Source organism: Streptomyces sp. NPDC028419 (assembly GCF_055565515.1).
This window is the reverse complement of record NZ_JBVHUE010000070.1, coordinates 1-15686: the sequence shown is the minus strand read 5'-3', so window position 1 is coordinate 15686 and position 15686 is coordinate 1. Positions and strand designations below refer to the sequence as shown.

Genomic DNA, 15686 nt, shown 5'->3' with positions numbered 1-15686 from the left:
CACACCTACAATCACCACCGCGGACACACCGCACTCGCAGGCAAACCACCCGCCAGCCGCGTCCCCAACCTCACAGGGCAATACACCTAGCCCTCGATCCACCCGTGGCCCTGGGCCACCTGGAGGAAGCGGTTGCGGACCTGGACGATCTGGGCGCCGGTCAGGGTGGGCACCGACTCCAGGAGCACCTCGGTCACTTCGCGCAGGTACTGGCTGCGGCTCAGCGCGTCGCACAGGGCGTCGTCGCCGGCCGCGGCCCGCCCGGTGGAGGCCGTGGCGGCCGCCGGCGGCGTCACGGGAGTGCCGTCCGGGTTCGTGGCGAGCCGGACCGAGGAGGCCTTCAGGCCGCGGTCCCCGTCCTCGACCTCGAATTCGAGCGCGGTCCCGGAGCGCACGTAGGACTCCGGGATCAGCATGTCGTTCACGTGGAGGAAGACGTCCTCCCCACCGTCTTCCGGAGCGATGAACCCGTAACCCCGGGTACCGTCGAACCGGATCACACGACCAGTAACCACACCAACCCCCAATGGACTTCGGGCACCTGTGCCCGGACAACACCACCGGGCCACCCTAGTGCGCCGCGCGCCGGAGCGGGAGCGCCGCCGTGGTGGTCCGTCAGCTCACACCGGCAACCCCGTCGGCTCCTTGATCCGTTTCATGATGATCTGCGAGTTGACCTCGGTGATCCCGGTCAGCGCGGTCAGCTGCTCGATCCACAGCCGTTCGTACGCCCGCAGGTCCGCGACCGCGATCCGCAGCAGGCAGCCGGGGCTGCCGAAGAGCCGGTAGGCCTCGATCACGTCCGGAATGTCCTGGAGGGCCGCCTCGAAGGCCTCGACGGACTGCCGGTCGCGGCGCACCTCGACCGAGACCAGCACCTCGAAGCCGCGCCCGACGGCGTCCGGATCGATCACCGCCCGGTAGCCCTGGATCACCCCGTCCTGTTCCAGTTGGCGGACCCGGCGCATGCAGGGGGAGGGGGTGAGGCCCACCCGCTGGGCCAGCTCCTGGTTGGTCAGCCGCCCGTCCTTCTGCAGCTCGCGCAATATTTCACGGTCGATGGCGTCCATGGAGCAATCATCACCTACCGAGCATTAAATCTCGGGCCGAAATCGCAATCACATTGCGCGTAGATATTCCTATGATTGCTGGATACGAATACATGTACGGGGGCTATGTGGGGAAAGGTGGGCAGCCGTGGGACGGATCGTCGTCATCAGCACCGGCGGGACGATAGCGAGCCGGTGGCAGGGTTCGGGATTCGCGGCCGACGCCGACGGGCGCGAGGTCATGGCCACGGCGCCGCTGCCCGCGGGGATCACGGTCGAGATCGTCGACCTGTTCAGCGTGAACAGCCCGAGGCTCACCACCGCCCACCAGCTGACCCTCCTGCGCACCGTGCACGAGGTGCTCGCCGACCCCGACGTCCAGGGCGTCGTCGTCACCCACGGCACGGACACCCTCGAAGAGTCCGCCTTCCTGGTCGACCTGCACCACCACGACCCGCGCACGGTCGTCTTCACCGGCTCGCAGCTGCCCATGGGCGCCACGGACGGCGACGGCCCCGGCAACCTCTACGACGCCCTGCTCACCGCCGCCACCACCCACGGGCTCGGCGTACTGATCGCCTTCGCCGGCCGGGTCCACGCCGCCCGCGGAACGGTCAAGACCCAGACGCTGATCGCGGACGCCTTCGCCGACCCCTCGGGCGAACAGCTCGGCAAGGTCGGCTTCGGCAAGATCACCGTGCTGCGCCACGCGGTGCGCCCGCGGGCGCTCGCACTGCCCGCGATGCCGGAACTGCCGCCCCGCGTGGACATGGTCATGCACCACGCCGACGCCGACCCGGCGCTCTTCGAGGCCGCCGTCGCGGCCGGCGCGCAGGGCGTGGTCCTCGTCGCCACCGGCGCGGGCAACGCCACCCCCGAGATCGTGGAAGCGGTCCGCGCGGCCACCGCGCGCGGCGTGCTGGTGGCGCTGACCACCCGGGTCGCGGCGGGGCCGGTCACCGAGATCTACACCCACGGCGGAGCCGTCGACCTGGTCGCCGCCGGGGCCGTGAAGAGCGGCACGCTGCGCGCCGGTCAGACCCGGATCGCGGTCCTCTCCGCGCTGCTGGCCAGCCAGGACCCCGCCGAGCGGGTGCGGATCCTGCACCGCTCGCTCGTGACCGAGAGCCCGGTCCTCGTCGACGCGTGAGCACCCCGGATCCGGGTCGCCGTGCGACCGACCCGGATCCGGCGGACCCGCCGCATGCTCCGGTGGATCCGCCTCGGGCTCCGGCGGACCCGCCTCAGGCTCCGGTGGACCCGCCTCAGGCTCCGGTGGGCCCGCCGCCCCGGCCGAAGGCCGCCAGCAGTTGGTCCGCCGCCGAGGTCGCGGTCACCGTGCCCGCCCGCACCCCCGCTTCCAGGCCCGGGGCCAACTCCCGTACCGCCGGGTCCGCCCGCAGCCGCCCGAGCAGCTCGTCGCGGACCATCGACCAGGTCCACTCCACCTGCTGCGCCGCCCGCTTGGCCGTCAGCCGGCCGTCCGTCTCCAGCACCCTGCGGTGCTGCTCCAGCCGGTTCCACACCTCGTCCAGCCCCGCCGACTCGCGCGCGCTGCAGGTCAGGACCGGCGGGGTCCAGGCCGCGTCCACCGGGTGCATCAGCCGCAGCGCACCGGAGAGTTCGCGCGCGGCCGCCCGCGCGTCCCGCTCGTGCGGACCGTCCGCCTTGTTCACGGCGAGCACGTCCGCGAGCTCCAGGACGCCCTTCTTGATGCCCTGGAGCTGGTCGCCCGTACGGGCCAGGGACAGCAGCAGGAACGAGTCGACCATCCCGGCCACCGTGGTCTCGGACTGGCCGACGCCGACGGTCTCCACGAGCACCACGTCGTAGCCCGCGGCCTCCATGACGATCATCGACTCGCGGGTCGCCTTCGCGACCCCGCCCAGCGTGCCCGCCGAGGGGGACGGCCGCACGAAGGCCGCCGGATCCACCGCCAGGCGCTCCATCCGGGTCTTGTCGCCCAGGATCGACCCGCCCGTCCGGGTGGAGGACGGGTCCACGGCCAGCACCGCCACCCGGTGCCCGAGCCCGGTCAGCATCGTGCCGAAGGCGTCGATGAACGTCGACTTGCCCACGCCCGGCACACCACTGATCCCGATCCGGCGCGCACCGCCCGCGTGCGGCAGCAGCTCCGTCAGGAGCCGCTGCGCCAGCACGCGGTGATCGGCCCGGGTGGACTCGACGAGGGTGATGGCCCGCGCGATGGAGGCGCGCTTCCCGTCGAGCACGCCCTTGACGTAGGCCTCGATGTCGATCTTCGGGGGCATCGGCTCGCCGCCCCGCCTACAGCTCGTGGCCGAGGTCGGCGGCCAGCCGCGTCACCAGGTCGTGCGCCGCGTCCGGAATGACCGTGCCGGGCAGGAACACCGCCGCGGCGCCCATCTCCAGCAGCGTCGGCACGTCCGCGGGCGGGATCACCCCGCCCACCACGATCACGATGTCCTCGCGGCCCTCCTCCGCCAGCCGCTCGCGCAGCGCCGGTACGAGGGTCAGGTGGCCGGCGGCCAGCGAGGACACGCCCACCACGTGGACGTCCGCCTCGACCGCCTGGCGGGCCACTTCCTCCGGCGTCTGGAACAGCGGGCCGACGTCCACGTCGAAGCCCAGGTCGGCGAAGCCGGTCGCGATCACCTTCTGGCCGCGGTCGTGCCCGTCCTGGCCCATCTTGGCCACCAGGATGCGCGGACGACGGCCCTCCGCCTCCTCGAACCGGTCCACCAGCGCACGGGTGCGCTCGACCGACGGGGACTCGCCTGCTTCGCTGCGGTACACACCCGAGATCGTACGGATCTGGCTCGCGTGCCGCCCGTACACCTTCTCCAGCGCGTCCGAGATCTCGCCCACGGTCGCCTTCGCGCGCGCCGCGTCCACCGCCAGCTTGAGGAGGTTGCCGTCCAGGTCGGTGCCCGCGCCGCGCTCGGCGGCGTTCGTCAGCGCCCGCAGGCAGTCCTGCGTCACCGCCTCGTCACGCTCCTCGCGCAGCCGGCGCAGCTTGGCGATCTGCTGGGCGCGCACCGAGGAGTTGTCCACCTTGAGCACGTCGATCTGCTCGTCGCTCTCCACCCGGTACTTGTTCACCCCGATCACCGGCTGCCGCCCGGAGTCGATCCGCGCCTGCGTGCGGGCCGCGGCCTCCTCCACGCGCAGCTTCGGGATGCCCGCGTCGATGGCCTGCGCCATGCCGCCGGCGGCCTCGACCTCCTGGATGTGCTGCCACGCCCGGCGCGCCAGGTCGTAGGTCAGCTTCTCGACGTACGCGCTGCCGCCCCACGGGTCGATCACCCGACAGGTCCCCGACTCCTGCTGGAGCAGCAGCTGGGTGTTGCGCGCGATCCGCGCCGAGAAGTCCGTCGGCAGCGCGAGCGCCTCGTCGAGGGCGTTGGTGTGCAGCGACTGGGTGTGCCCCTGGGTCGCCGCCATGGCCTCGACGCAGGTGCGCGTCACGTTGTTGAAGACGTCCTGCGCCGTCAGTGACCAGCCCGAGGTCTGCGAATGCGTGCGCAGCGAGAGGGACTTGGCGTTCTTCGGGTCGAACTGCTTGACCAGGCGCGCCCACAGCAGGCGGGCGGCCCGCAGCTTGGCGACCTCCATGAAGAAGTTCATGCCGATCGCCCAGAAGAAGGACAGGCGCGGCGCGAAGGCGTCCACGTCCATCCCGGCGCCCAGCCCGGCCCGCAGGTACTCCACCCCGTCGGCCAGGGTGTAGGCCAGCTCCAGGTCGGCGGTCGCCCCCGCCTCCTGGATGTGGTAGCCGGAGATCGAGATCGAGTTGTACCGCGGCATCTTCTGCGAGGTGAAGGAGAAGATGTCGGAGATGATCCGCATCGACGGCTTCGGCGGATAGATGTAGGTGTTGCGGACCATGAACTCTTTGAGGATGTCGTTCTGGATGGTCCCCGCGAGCTTGTCGGGGGAGACCCCCTGCTCCTCCGCGGCCACGATGTACAGCGCCAGCACGGGCAGCACCGCGCCGTTCATCGTCATCGACACCGACATCTTGTCCAGCGGGATCCCGTCGAACAGCTGGCGCATGTCGTAGATCGAGTCGATCGCCACGCCCGCCATGCCGACGTCGCCCGTCACCCGGGGGTGATCGCTGTCGTAGCCGCGGTGCGTCGGCAGGTCGAAGGCGACCGACAGGCCCTTCTGCCCGGACGCCAGGTTGCGCCGGTAGAAGGCGTTGGACTCCTCGGCCGTGGAGAAGCCCGCGTACTGCCGGATCGTCCAGGGCTGGTTGACGTACATCGTCGGGTACGGGCCGCGCAGGTACGGGGCCACGCCCGGGTAGGTCCCCAGGAAGTCCAGGCCCTCCAGGTCCCGCCCGGTGTACAGCTGCTTGACGCCGATGCCTTCGGGCGTCTCCCACAGCAGGTCCTCGGTGGCGGAGCCGGTGGACTCCTTCACCGCCGCCCGCCACTGCTCCTCGGACCCGGCGGGAGCGGTCCCGCCGAGCGCCAGCTCGGAGAAATCGGGGATGCTCACGTGGTCACTCCCATCCGGTCGAGTACGCGGGACAGCACGGCGACCGCGTCGCAGCCGGCGAAGACGTACTCGTCCACATCGTCCGCGCAGGTCCCCGGTCGGCCCGCGAGGAACACGGTCGTGGCGCCCGCGGCGCGCAGTGCGGCCGCCACCGCCCCGGCCCGCTCCTCGTACAGCGCGTCGGTGGAGCAGAGCACGGCCATGCCGTCGGCGCCGCTCGCCGCGTAGGCGGCGGCCGCCGTGTCGGCGTCCACGGACACCGGGTCGTGCACCGCCTCGACGCCGCCCGCCTGGAACAGGTTGGAGGCGAAGGTGGCCCGACCGGTGTGCGCCGCGGCCGGACCCAGCGCCGCGAGGAAGATCCGCGGCCGGGAGCCGGTCGCCGCGAGGTGCGCGTCGGACCGGGCGCGCAGCGCCTCGAAGGCCTCGTCGCGGCGGACCCGCGGCAGCCCGCCCGAGGGCGCGGCGGGCGCGCTCTCGCGCACCACCGGCTTCTCGGACAGCAGCGGGAACTCGCTGACGCCGGTGATCGGTTCGCGCCGCTTGGCCAGCTTCTTGGACCGCTCGGCCCAGGTGGCGGCCAGTCGTTCGGCGACCAGACCGGAGCGCAGCGCGGCGGGCAGGCCGCCCGACTTCTCCAGGGTCTGGAAGAACTCCCACGCGGCGTGCGCGAGTTCGTCGGTGAGCTGCTCGACGTACCAGGAACCGCCCGCCGGGTCGATCACCCGGGCCAGGTGCGACTCCTCCATCAAGATGGTGGAGGTGTTGCGGGCGATCCGGCGCGCGAACGCGTCCGGCAGCCCGAGGTCGTGGTCGAAGGGGAGCACGGTGACCGAGTCCGCCCCGCCCACGCCCGCGGCCATGCAGGCCACGGTGGTGCGCAGCATGTTCACCCACGGGTCGCGCCGGGTCATCATGACCGGCGAGGTCACCGCGTGCTGGCGCTGGGCGCCCGCCTCCGGGACCCCGCAGGCCCCGGCGATCCGGGCCCACAGGCGGCGCGCGGCCCGCAGCTTGGCGATGGTGAGGAACTGGTCGGCGCTGGCGGCGTACCGGAACTCCAGCTGCCCGAGGGCCGCCGCGGTGTCCAGGCCCGCGTCGGTCAGGGCGCGCAGGTAGGCCACGCCGGTGGCCAGGGACAGCCCCAGCTCCTGCGCGGCCGAGCCGCCCGCCTCGTGGTAGGGGAGCGCGTCCACGACCAGGGCGCGCAGGCCGGGCCAGCCGGCCGCCGTCTCGCGGGCCAGCTCCACGGCCCCGGCGAGCTCCAGCGCCTCGCCCGTACGGGCCTCGTGGCCCAGCGGGTCGGCGCCGAGGTTGCCGCGCGCGGCCTCGGGGGCCACCTCGCGCTCGGCGTACAGGCGCAGCAATTCCCGCGCCGCCCCGAGGAATTCCGCTCCGGCGTCCAGGGCGACCGGTGCGAGGTCCAGGTAGACCCCGGTCAGCGCGCGGTCCAGCCCCGCGACCGGAACGCCGCCCCGGCCGACGGTCAGCCACAGCGAGGTGACCCCGTTCTCCAGGTCGGCGAGGACGGCCTCGTTCAGGAGCGCCGGGTCGGTGTGCGCGAGCCGTTGGCGCACGTCCCAGCCCGCGGCGGCCGTGCCCTCGGCCCGGCCCCCGCGCAGGAAGGGCGCGAAACCTGGCAGGCCGATGGCACTGGCGTCCGCGGAGCCCCCGGAAGCGGGTGCGGTGTAGAGCGGGCGCGTGCTGAGCCCGTCCTCGAGCGTGGTGGACAACGCGTTCTCAGCTGCCTCGCCGGATGCTTCCTTGCCCGACTTGCGCAGCACGCCCTCTACTAGGCGCTGCCACTGCTCATGCGTCGCGTCAGGGAACTCGGCGGCCAGGGAAAGCCCGTCATCAGGCAGGACCGTCATGGCTCGAATGCTAGGGGCGGCGCTAAAGCGAAGCCACCTTTCTCTATGTGATCTGTCACTCGCGGTGCGTGGCGCTTCAGGACAGACCGGCGGGATCCCGGAACAACGGACCCAGCAGGACGGTCGCCGCGGCCTGGGGGAGCACGGCGGGCCCGGCGTGCGGGGCGACGATCCGCCCGGGGCCCGCCGACCCCGGGGACAGCTCGGCCGCCGCCGCGCGGATGTCGTCCAAATAGCCTTCGTGCAGGACGCTCGACAGCTCGGAAACCACCATCACGGCCGGGTTGAAGACGTCCAGGAGCAGCGCCGCCGCCCGCCCGACGGCACGGGCCCGCTCGCGCAGCAGCGCGTCCGCGCGCGGGTCTCCGGTGGCCGCCGCGTCGACGACCAGCATGACGGAGGGCTCCGGCACGATCCCCCGGCGCACCGCCTCCGCGCCGAGCGCCGTGTCGGACGCGGTGGCCTGGAGGCAGCCGGTACGTCCGCACGCGCACGGCACGGTCGACCCGGGCACCGGCAGGTGCGCCACGTCACCGGCCGCGGCCCCGGGCCCCTGGTGGACGGCGCCCTCGATGCCGAAGGCGGCGTCCACGACGTTGCCGATGAAGAGGTGGACCAGGCTGTGCCGGGCCTGGGGGTGCCCGAAGAGGATCTCCGCGTGCCCGACGGCGCGCGCGTGGTTGTCCACCCGGACCGCCACCCCCAGGGCCCGGGCCAGCACGTCGGCCAGCGGTACGTCGCGCCAGCCCAGGGCCGCGTGCCGGACCACGGTCCCGGTGTCCGGGCGGACCCACCCGCCCAGCGCCGCGCCGACCCCGAGCAGCGGGCGCCCGCCACCGAACTCGGCCAGGAACCGCTCCAGTTCGGCCGCGGCCAGGCCGAGCAGCCGGTCCGCGCCGAGCCCCTCCTCGTGGGGCAGGGCCCGCCGGGCCAGCACCTGCCCGCGCAGGTCGACCAGCCCGAGGACGCAGGCCCGTACCCCGATGTGCAGGGACCCGGCCAGCGGGCCGCCGACGGCGCCGGTGTGCAGGTCGAGCGGGATCCGGGGCCGCCCCGCCGCCGTCGCGGGCCCGGCCGGGGGAGCGGGCACCTCGCGCAGCAGGCCGCGCCGGACCAGCAGCGTGGTCTGCCGGGACACGGCGGCCGGACTCAGCCCGCACAGCCCGGAGACCGCGCTCCGGGCGACGGGCCCGTGGTCGAGCACGGTCCGCAGCACCGTCGCGGCATTGGCCACCGCCCGCCCGTCCCCAGCCCGACGAAGCACGCCCACCCCGTCCTCCCCACCCCTCAACCGACCCCCCAGAACGACAACCCCACCCCCAGATCATGCCGGACCCCCCACCCCCACACCGCCCCCGATCCACCCCCCCCAGGCGTTCGAACCGCCCCGATCCAGCCCCGCCGGCACCCGGACCGCCCCGATCCAGCCCCGCCGGCGTTCGCCCCCCCACCCAGCCCCGCCGGCACCCGGACCACCCCGATCCACCCCCGCAGGCGCCCGCACCACCCCCACCCAGTCCCGCCGGCGTTTGAGGCGCCCCCGGAGGGCATACGAACCCGCACCCGGCCCCACACAGCCCCCCCATCCGGCCCAGCCGGTGTCCGGGCCGCCCCCGATCCAGCCCCGCCGGCGTTTGAGGCGCCCCCGGAGGGCGCGCGGACCCGCACCCGCCCCCCGGAGGGCCACGGCACCCCCCACCCCCACCCCGTGTCGGTCGATCGCATGGCGCCCACATTGCGGCGCCATGAAATCGGCCAGGGTCGATCATGCGCCACCGCCCACTCCCCACCCCCCGCACAGCCCCCATAACCCCAGGTCAGCTGGCCCGACAAGGCAACCCCCCACCAGCCCCGGTGGCCGGTTCACACCCCTCCCCCCAGGGGTTGACCGCCGCCAGCCCCCCTGACAGGCTCCGAGCCATGTCCGCGACCGATCGAAACGTCTCGCGGCTCCACACCCCCGGCGCGTGTACCGCTCCGGGCGGATGTCCGGGCCGCTGTCCGGCCCCTTCCCGGGCCTGACCGCCCCACCCGCGCCCCGCGCCGCCACCCGCGCCCTTGGTCGTGCCCCTTCCCCGAGCCACACCCGGGGAACCGGCCCCCGGCCCCGCCACCCGAGGCCCCGGCCCACGCCGGCCCCCTCCGGGCACGGCGCACGCCCCGTAGCCACCGCCCCGTACCGCCGCGCACCCCACCGCACCGAGCCCCGCCCCGCGACGCCGCGACGCCCACCCGCCCACCCACATTTCTTCCGCTGAGGAAAGAATCCCCAGGAGGCTCCCATGAGCACGGCCACCCACCCCGCCCCCACCCCCACCGTCACCGTCAAGAAGGTCGGCGGCCGGATCGGAGCCGAGCTCGGCTCCGTCCGCCTCGGCGGCGACCTCGCCCCCGAGACCGTCGCCCAGATCCGCGCCGCGCTCCTCACCCACAAGGTCGTCTTCTTCCGCGGCCAGGACCACCTCGACGAGGCCGGCCACGAGGCCTTCGCCCAACTCCTCGGCACCCCCGTCGCGCACCCCACCGTCCCCTCCGCGGACGGGCGTTACGCCCTCGGCATCGACTCCCACCACGGCGCCCGCGCCAACCAGTGGCACACCGACGTCACCTTCGTGCCGGCCTACCCCGCCTTCTCCATCCTGCGGGCCGTCACCATCCCGCCCTACGGCGGCGACACCCTGTGGGCCAACACCGCCACCGCCTACAGCAACCTCCCCGCACCGCTGCGGGCGCTCGCCGACGGCCTGCGCGCCGTGCACTCCAACGAGTACGACTACGCCGCCCTGCGCCCCGACGCCCTCCCCGAAGCCCTCGCCCAGTACCGCGAGGTGTTCACCTCCACCAGCTTCCTCACCGAGCACCCGGTGGTCCGCGTCCACCCCGAGACCGACGAACGCACCCTGCTCCTCGGCAACTTCGTCCAGCGCATCGACGGCCTCACCGGCCGCGACTCCCGCGCCCTCCTCGACCTGTTCCAGGCGCACATCGAGCGCCCCGAGAACACCGTCCGCTGGCAGTGGAGCGCCGGCGACGTCGCCATCTGGGACAACCGCGCCACCCAGCACTACGGGGTCGACGACTCCGACGACCACGAGCGCACCCTGCGCCGGGTCACCGTCGACGGCGACGTCCCGGTCGGCCCCGACGGCCGCTCCTCCCGCCTGATCAGCCCCGAGAGCGTCCCCGACCCGTCCTTCGGCATCCCCTCCGGCGCCTCGACCGACGCCCCCGCCGCTCCGGCCGCCGTCTGACCCCGCCCCGCCCGCACGCCGCCCAAGGAGCCCCCGTGGCCAGCATCCTCGCCCTCACCGGCAGCCCCTCCCTGCACTCGCGCACCGCCGTGGTCGCCGACCACGTCCTGCGCCGCCTGTCCCACTCCGGATTCGCGACCTCGCACCTGGCCGTCCGCGAACTCCCCGCCGCCGACCTGCTCGCCGCCCGCAGCGGCCAGCCCGAACTGCGCCGGGCGCTGGCCGCCGTCGCCGAGGCGGACGGCCTGGTCATCGCGACTCCGGTCTACAAGGCCTCGTACACCGGCCTCATCAAGGCCTTCCTCGACCTGCTCCCGCAGGACGGCCTGGCCGGGAAGACCGTCCTGCCGCTCGCCACGGGCGGCAGCCTCGCCCACGTCCTGACCCTCGACTACGCCCTGCGCCCGGTGCTCACCGCGCTCGGCGCCGGGCACATCACCACCGGCCGCTTCGTCCTGGACTCCTCCGTCGAGCGCGGTGACGGGCCCGACCGGCTGCGCCCCGAGGCCGAACTCGACCTCTTCCAGGCCGTCGACGAGTTCGCCGAGGCCCTGCACCTGCGCACCGCCGCGCACCCGCGCCCCGCCCTGACCGTCGCCCCGTAACCGCCCCTCCCGCCCCGCCCCACCGCCCCGAGAAGGACCAGCCATGCCCGCGACACCCACCCGGACCACCACCTCCCGGCGCCAGTTCCTCGCCCTGCTCGGCATCTCGGCGGCCGCGGTGAGCTGCGGCACGGCCACGGCCTCCGGCGGCGGGGGCGGGGGCGCGCAGATCACGAAGCTGAAGTACCAGGGCGCGGTCGGGTCGGTCACGCTGCCCGAACTCGCGGCGGACCTCGGCTACCTCGGCGACGTGACCCTCGACTGGGTCGGCAACACGATCAGCGGCCCCCAGGACATCCAGTCGGCGGCCACCGGCCAGACCCATTTCGGCGGAGCCTTCAACGGCGCCGTCGTCAAACTCGCGTCGAGCAAGGCCCCGATCAAGGCCGTCGTCTCCTACTACGGATCCGACCAGTACTCCTACGGCGGCTACTACGTGCTGGAGGACAGCCCGATCCGCTCCGCCCGCGACCTGATCGGCAAGAAGGTCGGCATGAACACCCTGGGCGCGCACTACCAGGCGCTCCTGGACATCTACCTCAGCCGCAACGGCCTCTCCAAGACGGACGCGGCCAAGGTCGAGCCCCTGGTCGTGCCCCCCGTCAACACCGAACAGTCGCTGCGCCAGAAGCAGATCGACGTCGCCGTGCTCAGCGGCGTCCTGCGCGACAAGGCGCTGGCGACGGGCGGCATCCGGCCCCTGTTCACCGACTTCCAGCTGCTCGGCGCGTTCAGCGCCGGCACCTACGTGATGACCCAGCGCTTCATCAAGGAGAACCCGGACACCGTCCGCACCTTCGTCACCGGCGTCGCCAAGGCCATCGAGTGGTCCCGGACCACCCCGCGCGAGGAGGTCATCGGCCGGATGACGGCCATCGTCAAGAAGCGCGGCCGCAACGAGGACACCGCCACCCTCCAGTACTGGCACTCGTACGGCGTGGCCGAGACCGGCGGCCGGATCGGGGACAAGGAGTTCCAGCTCTGGCTCGACTGGCTGGGCGACCGCGGAGAGGTCAAGAAGGGCCAGCTCAAGGCCGCCGACCTGTACACCAACGAGTTCAACGACTACCGGAAGGGGGCCTGAGCGGCATGGCGAAGATCGTCTTCGAATCGGTCACCAAGACCTTCCCGTCTGCGTCCCGCGGCGACTTCACCGCACTGGACGGCATCGACCTCTCCATCGGAGCCGGGGAGTTCCTGGTCGTCGTGGGCCCCAGCGGCTGCGGCAAGTCCACCCTCCTCGATCTGCTCGGCGGCCTGACCCGGCCGAGCGGCGGCCGGATCCTGCTCGACGGCGAGCCCGTCACCGGCCCCGGCCTGGACCGCGGCATCGTCTTCCAGCAGTACGCACTGCTGCCGTGGCGCACCGCGCTGGGCAACATCGAGTTCGGCCTGGAGGCCACCGGCGTACCGCGCCGCAGGCGGACCCAGAAGGCGCGGGAGTTCCTCGACCTGGTCGGTCTCACCGGCTTCGGTGACCGGCATCCGCACGAGCTGTCCGGCGGGATGCGCCAGCGCGTCGCGATCGCCCGCTCGCTGGCCTACGACCCCGACGTGCTGCTGATGGACGAGCCCTTCGCGGCGCTCGACGCCCAGACCCGCGAGTCCCTCCAGGACGAGCTACGGCGGATCTGGCAGGCCACCGGCAAGACGGTCGTCTTCATCACGCACAGCATCGAGGAGGCGGTGTACCTCGGCCAGCGCGTCGCCGTGATCACCTCCCGCCCCGGCCGGGTCAAGGAGATCGTCCCGGTCTCCTTCGGGGACCGTGCGAACGGTCTCCTGGGCGAGGACCTCCGCTCCAGCCCCGAATTCGCCCGCTACCGCCACGAGATCTGGACCCTGCTCCACGACGAGGTGGCCCGTGCCCAGCAACTGGAAAAGGAGCAGGCCACCACATGAGCACCGAAACCCACACCCCGAACATCCAGGCCCAGCCCAAACCAGCCCCGCCGGAGCCCCAGGCCCAGCCCAAACCAGCCCCGCCGGAGCCCCAGGCCCAGCCCAAACCAGCCCCGCCGGCGTTTGAGGCGCCGCCGGAGGCCCCCGCCGCCCAGCCGGCCCCCGCCCCCGCCGCCCGGCCGGCCCCCGCCCCCGCCGCCCAGCCGGCCCCCGCCCCCGCCGCCCGGCCGGACCGGGCCGCGAAGCCCGGCGGGTTCGGACGAGGGATCCGCGCCGCAGCCCTCCGCTCCGCCGCCCTCGTCGCCCTGCTCCTCGTATGGGAGACCGCCCCCCGCCTCGCCCTGGTGGACCGGACCTTCCTCCCCCCGTTCAGCGAGGTCGCCGTCGCCTGGTGGGACCTGCTCGCCGACGGACAGCTCCAGGAACACACCTGGGCCAGCCTGGTCCGCTCCTTCGGCGGCTTCGGGATCGCCGTCGCGGTAGCCGTCCCGCTCGGCCTGCTGATCGGCTGGTACCGACCGGTCGCCGAACTGCTCGGCCCCCTCCTGGAGGTGTTCCGCAACACCGCCGCCCTCGCCCTGCTCCCCGTCTTCGTCCTGCTGCTCGGCATCGGCGAGACCTCGAAGATCTCGATGGTCGTCTACGCCTGCGTCTGGCCGGTCCTGCTGAACACCATCAGCGCCGTCCGCGGCGCCGACCCCACGCTCGTCAAGCTCGCCCGCTCGATGGACCTGTCCACCCTCCGGCTGTTCCAGAAGGTGATCCTGCCGTCCTCCGTGCCGACCATCTTCACCGGCATCCGGCTGGCCGGAGCGGTCTCCATCCTCGTCCTCGTCGCCGCCGAGATGATCGGCGCGAAGGCGGGCCTCGGCTACCTGATCAACGCCTCGCAGTTCAACTTCGCCATCCCGCAGATGTACGCCGGGATCATCACCATCTCCGCGATCGGCGTGGGCTTCAACCAGGTCCTCGTCTCGATCGAACGCCGTCTGAGCCTGTGGCGCGTCCCGGCCGCCGGCTGACCGCCCCGGCCCGTCCCGCCGTTCCCCGCCCGCCCAGCCTTCCCCTGAGGACCCCGTCATGAGCACCGACTCCCGCCGCACCCTCCACCTCAACGCCTTCCTGATGAACGCCGGCCACCACGACGCCGCCTGGCGCCACCCCGACAGCAGCCCCGAGCGGATCACGGACCTGCGCTACTTCCAGGAGCTGGCTAGGACCGCCGAGCGCGGGCTGCTCGACTCCATCTTCTTCGCCGACGGCCTCGCCCTGTGGGGCAAGGCCCGCTACAACGCCCTGGGCGGCTTCGAGCCGTTGACCCTGCTCTCCGCGATCGCGGCCGTCACCGAGCACATCGGCCTGATCGCGACCGTGTCCACGACCTTCAACGAGCCGTTCCACACGGCCCGCAAGTTCGCCTCCCTCGACCACATCAGCAACGGCCGCGCCGGGTGGAACATCGTCACCTCAGGCACCGTCGACGAGGCCCGCAACTTCAACCAGGAGGAGCACCTGGAGCACGGCCTGCGCTACGACCGGGCCCGCGAGTTCCTCGACGTGGCGACCAAGCTCTGGGACAGCTGGGACGACGACGCGATCGTCCTGGACAAGGAGCGGGGGATCTACGCCGACACCGACAAGCTCCACCCGGCCGACCACCGCGGCACGTACTTCGGCGTCGCGGGCGCCCTCAACGTGCCCCGCTCGCCCCAGGGCCACCCGCTCCTGGTCCAGGCCGGGTCCTCCGAGGACGGCAAGGAGTTCGCGGCGCAGTACGCCGAGGCCGTCTTCACCGCGCAGCAGACCCTCGCCGACGGCCAGACCTTCTACAAGGACCTCAAGTCCCGCCTCGCCCGCTACGGCCGGACCGAGGGCGACCTGCTCGTCCTGCCCGGCATCGCACCGGTCATCGGGTCCACCGAGGCCGAGGCCAAGGCCCTGGAGCAGCAGCTCACCGACCTCCAGGTGCCGGAGTACGGCCTGGCCCAGCTCTCCGGCATGCTGGGCACCGACCTCACCGGGCACCCGCTGGACGGCCCGCTGCCCGAACTGCCCGAAGAGCGCGACATCAACGGCAACAAGAGCCGCTTCACGCTCGTCGCCGAACTCGCCCGCCGCGACGGCCTCACCCTGCGCGAGCTGATCGCCCGCCTCGGCGCGGGTCGCGGCCACCGGGTCTTCGCGGGCACCCCGGAGCAGATCGCCGACCAGCTGGAGCAGTGGTTCACCCAGGGCGCGGCCGACGGGTTCAACATCATGGCGCCCGTACTGCCCACCGGGCTCACCGACTTCGTCGACCAGGTGGTGCCGATCCTGCAGAAGCGCGGCCTCTTCCGCACCGAGTACACCGGACGCACCCTCCGCGAGAACTACGGCCTGGGGCGCCCGGTCAGCCGGTACGCGGCGGCGCGGGCGCACTGACCCCGGGCCGGGGGGGGGGGGGGGGGGGGGGGGGGGGGGGGGGGGGGGGGGGGGGGGGGGGGGGGGGGGGGGGGGGGGGGGGGGGGGGGGGGGGGGGGGGGG

The 15686-nt window shown here is 73.3% G+C and carries 13 protein-coding genes; 7 read left to right on the top strand and 6 right to left on the bottom strand.

Going from position 1 to position 15686, the window contains the following annotated elements:
* Nucleotides 1–86 precede the first annotated feature (86 nt).
* Nucleotides 87–500: a cold-shock protein gene (locus tag ACZ4UB_RS39135; protein WP_468078002.1), complete on the bottom strand. Its 414-nt coding sequence runs from the start codon at nt 498–500 to the stop codon at nt 87–89.
* 120 nt (nt 501–620) lie between these two features.
* Complete coding sequence (locus ACZ4UB_RS39130; RefSeq protein WP_468078000.1) at nt 621–1070, bottom strand: Lrp/AsnC family transcriptional regulator; 450 nt, start codon at nt 1068–1070, stop codon at nt 621–623.
* Nucleotides 1071–1197: 127 nt separating this feature from the next.
* Here ACZ4UB_RS39130 and ACZ4UB_RS39125 point away from each other — a divergent pair, with 127 nt between their 5' ends.
* The gene (locus ACZ4UB_RS39125; protein WP_468077998.1) at nt 1198–2199 is read left to right on the top strand and encodes an asparaginase; all 1002 of its coding nucleotides are present in this window, start codon (nt 1198–1200) and stop codon (nt 2197–2199) included.
* 115 nt (nt 2200–2314) lie between these two features.
* Here ACZ4UB_RS39125 and meaB read toward each other — a convergent pair whose 3' ends face one another.
* The 4 genes from meaB to ACZ4UB_RS39105 all read right to left on the bottom strand — a co-directional run bounded on the left by meaB (nt 2315) and on the right by ACZ4UB_RS39105 (nt 8669).
* On the bottom strand, nt 2315–3319 hold the full coding sequence (meaB, locus tag ACZ4UB_RS39120) for a methylmalonyl Co-A mutase-associated GTPase MeaB (RefSeq protein WP_468077996.1): 1005 nt from the start codon (nt 3317–3319) through the stop codon (nt 2315–2317).
* A gap of 16 nt (nt 3320–3335) precedes the next feature.
* Nucleotides 3336–5534, bottom strand: a complete 2199-nt coding sequence (scpA, locus tag ACZ4UB_RS39115) for a methylmalonyl-CoA mutase (protein WP_468077994.1) — start codon at nt 5532–5534, stop codon at nt 3336–3338.
* Nucleotides 5531–7405: a methylmalonyl-CoA mutase family protein gene (locus ACZ4UB_RS39110; protein ID WP_468077992.1), complete on the bottom strand. Its 1875-nt coding sequence runs from the start codon at nt 7403–7405 to the stop codon at nt 5531–5533. Before ACZ4UB_RS39110 ends, scpA begins: the two co-directional genes overlap by 4 nt.
* Nucleotides 7406–7481: 76 nt before the next feature.
* The gene (locus ACZ4UB_RS39105; RefSeq protein ID WP_468078004.1) at nt 7482–8669 is read right to left on the bottom strand and encodes an ROK family protein; all 1188 of its coding nucleotides are present in this window, start codon (nt 8667–8669) and stop codon (nt 7482–7484) included.
* A 1018-nt stretch (nt 8670–9687) separates the two neighbouring features.
* On the opposite strand from ACZ4UB_RS39105, the gene ACZ4UB_RS39100 reads away from it, so the two are divergent.
* Genes ACZ4UB_RS39100 through ACZ4UB_RS39075 form a run of 6 tightly spaced genes read left to right on the top strand, consistent with a single transcriptional unit; the run spans nt 9688 to nt 15584 of the window.
* Nucleotides 9688–10656, top strand: coding sequence for a TauD/TfdA dioxygenase family protein (locus tag ACZ4UB_RS39100; protein ID WP_468077990.1), 969 nt, complete (start codon nt 9688–9690; stop codon nt 10654–10656).
* 35 nt (nt 10657–10691) lie between these two features.
* A complete protein-coding gene (gene ssuE / locus ACZ4UB_RS39095) occupies nt 10692–11261 on the top strand; it encodes an NADPH-dependent FMN reductase (RefSeq protein ID WP_354379106.1) in 570 nt (189 codons plus the stop codon).
* A 43-nt stretch (nt 11262–11304) separates the two neighbouring features.
* Complete coding sequence (locus ACZ4UB_RS39090) at nt 11305–12345, top strand: ABC transporter substrate-binding protein (protein ID WP_468077988.1); 1041 nt, start codon at nt 11305–11307, stop codon at nt 12343–12345.
* A 5-nt stretch (nt 12346–12350) separates the two neighbouring features.
* The gene (locus ACZ4UB_RS39085) at nt 12351–13163 is read left to right on the top strand and encodes an ABC transporter ATP-binding protein (protein WP_468077986.1); all 813 of its coding nucleotides are present in this window, start codon (nt 12351–12353) and stop codon (nt 13161–13163) included.
* A complete protein-coding gene (locus ACZ4UB_RS39080) occupies nt 13160–14185 on the top strand; it encodes an ABC transporter permease (RefSeq protein WP_468077984.1) in 1026 nt (341 codons plus the stop codon). The genes ACZ4UB_RS39085 and ACZ4UB_RS39080 overlap by 4 nt, the downstream gene beginning before the upstream one ends.
* Nucleotides 14186–14243: 58 nt before the next feature.
* Nucleotides 14244–15584 carry an LLM class flavin-dependent oxidoreductase gene (locus ACZ4UB_RS39075; RefSeq protein WP_468077982.1) on the top strand — a complete coding sequence of 447 codons (1341 nt, stop codon included), beginning with the start codon at nt 14244–14246 and terminating at the stop codon, nt 15582–15584.
* Nucleotides 15585–15686 lie beyond the last annotated feature (102 nt).

Coding starts and splice junctions, on each gene's coding strand:
- ACZ4UB_RS39130 (WP_468078000.1), bottom strand. CDS start 1,070: ATGGACGCCATCGACCGTGAAATATTGCGCGAGCTGCAGAAGGACGGG.
- meaB (WP_468077996.1), bottom strand. CDS start 3,319: ATGCCCCCGAAGATCGACATCGAGGCCTACGTCAAGGGCGTGCTCGAC.
- ACZ4UB_RS39110 (WP_468077992.1), bottom strand. CDS start 7,405: ATGACGGTCCTGCCTGATGACGGGCTTTCCCTGGCCGCCGAGTTCCCT.
- ACZ4UB_RS39100 (WP_468077990.1), top strand. CDS start 9,688: ATGAGCACGGCCACCCACCCCGCCCCCACCCCCACCGTCACCGTCAAG.
- ACZ4UB_RS39090 (WP_468077988.1), top strand. CDS start 11,305: ATGCCCGCGACACCCACCCGGACCACCACCTCCCGGCGCCAGTTCCTC.
- ACZ4UB_RS39085 (WP_468077986.1), top strand. CDS start 12,351: ATGGCGAAGATCGTCTTCGAATCGGTCACCAAGACCTTCCCGTCTGCG.
- ACZ4UB_RS39080 (WP_468077984.1), top strand. CDS start 13,160: ATGAGCACCGAAACCCACACCCCGAACATCCAGGCCCAGCCCAAACCA.
- ACZ4UB_RS39075 (WP_468077982.1), top strand. CDS start 14,244: ATGAGCACCGACTCCCGCCGCACCCTCCACCTCAACGCCTTCCTGATG.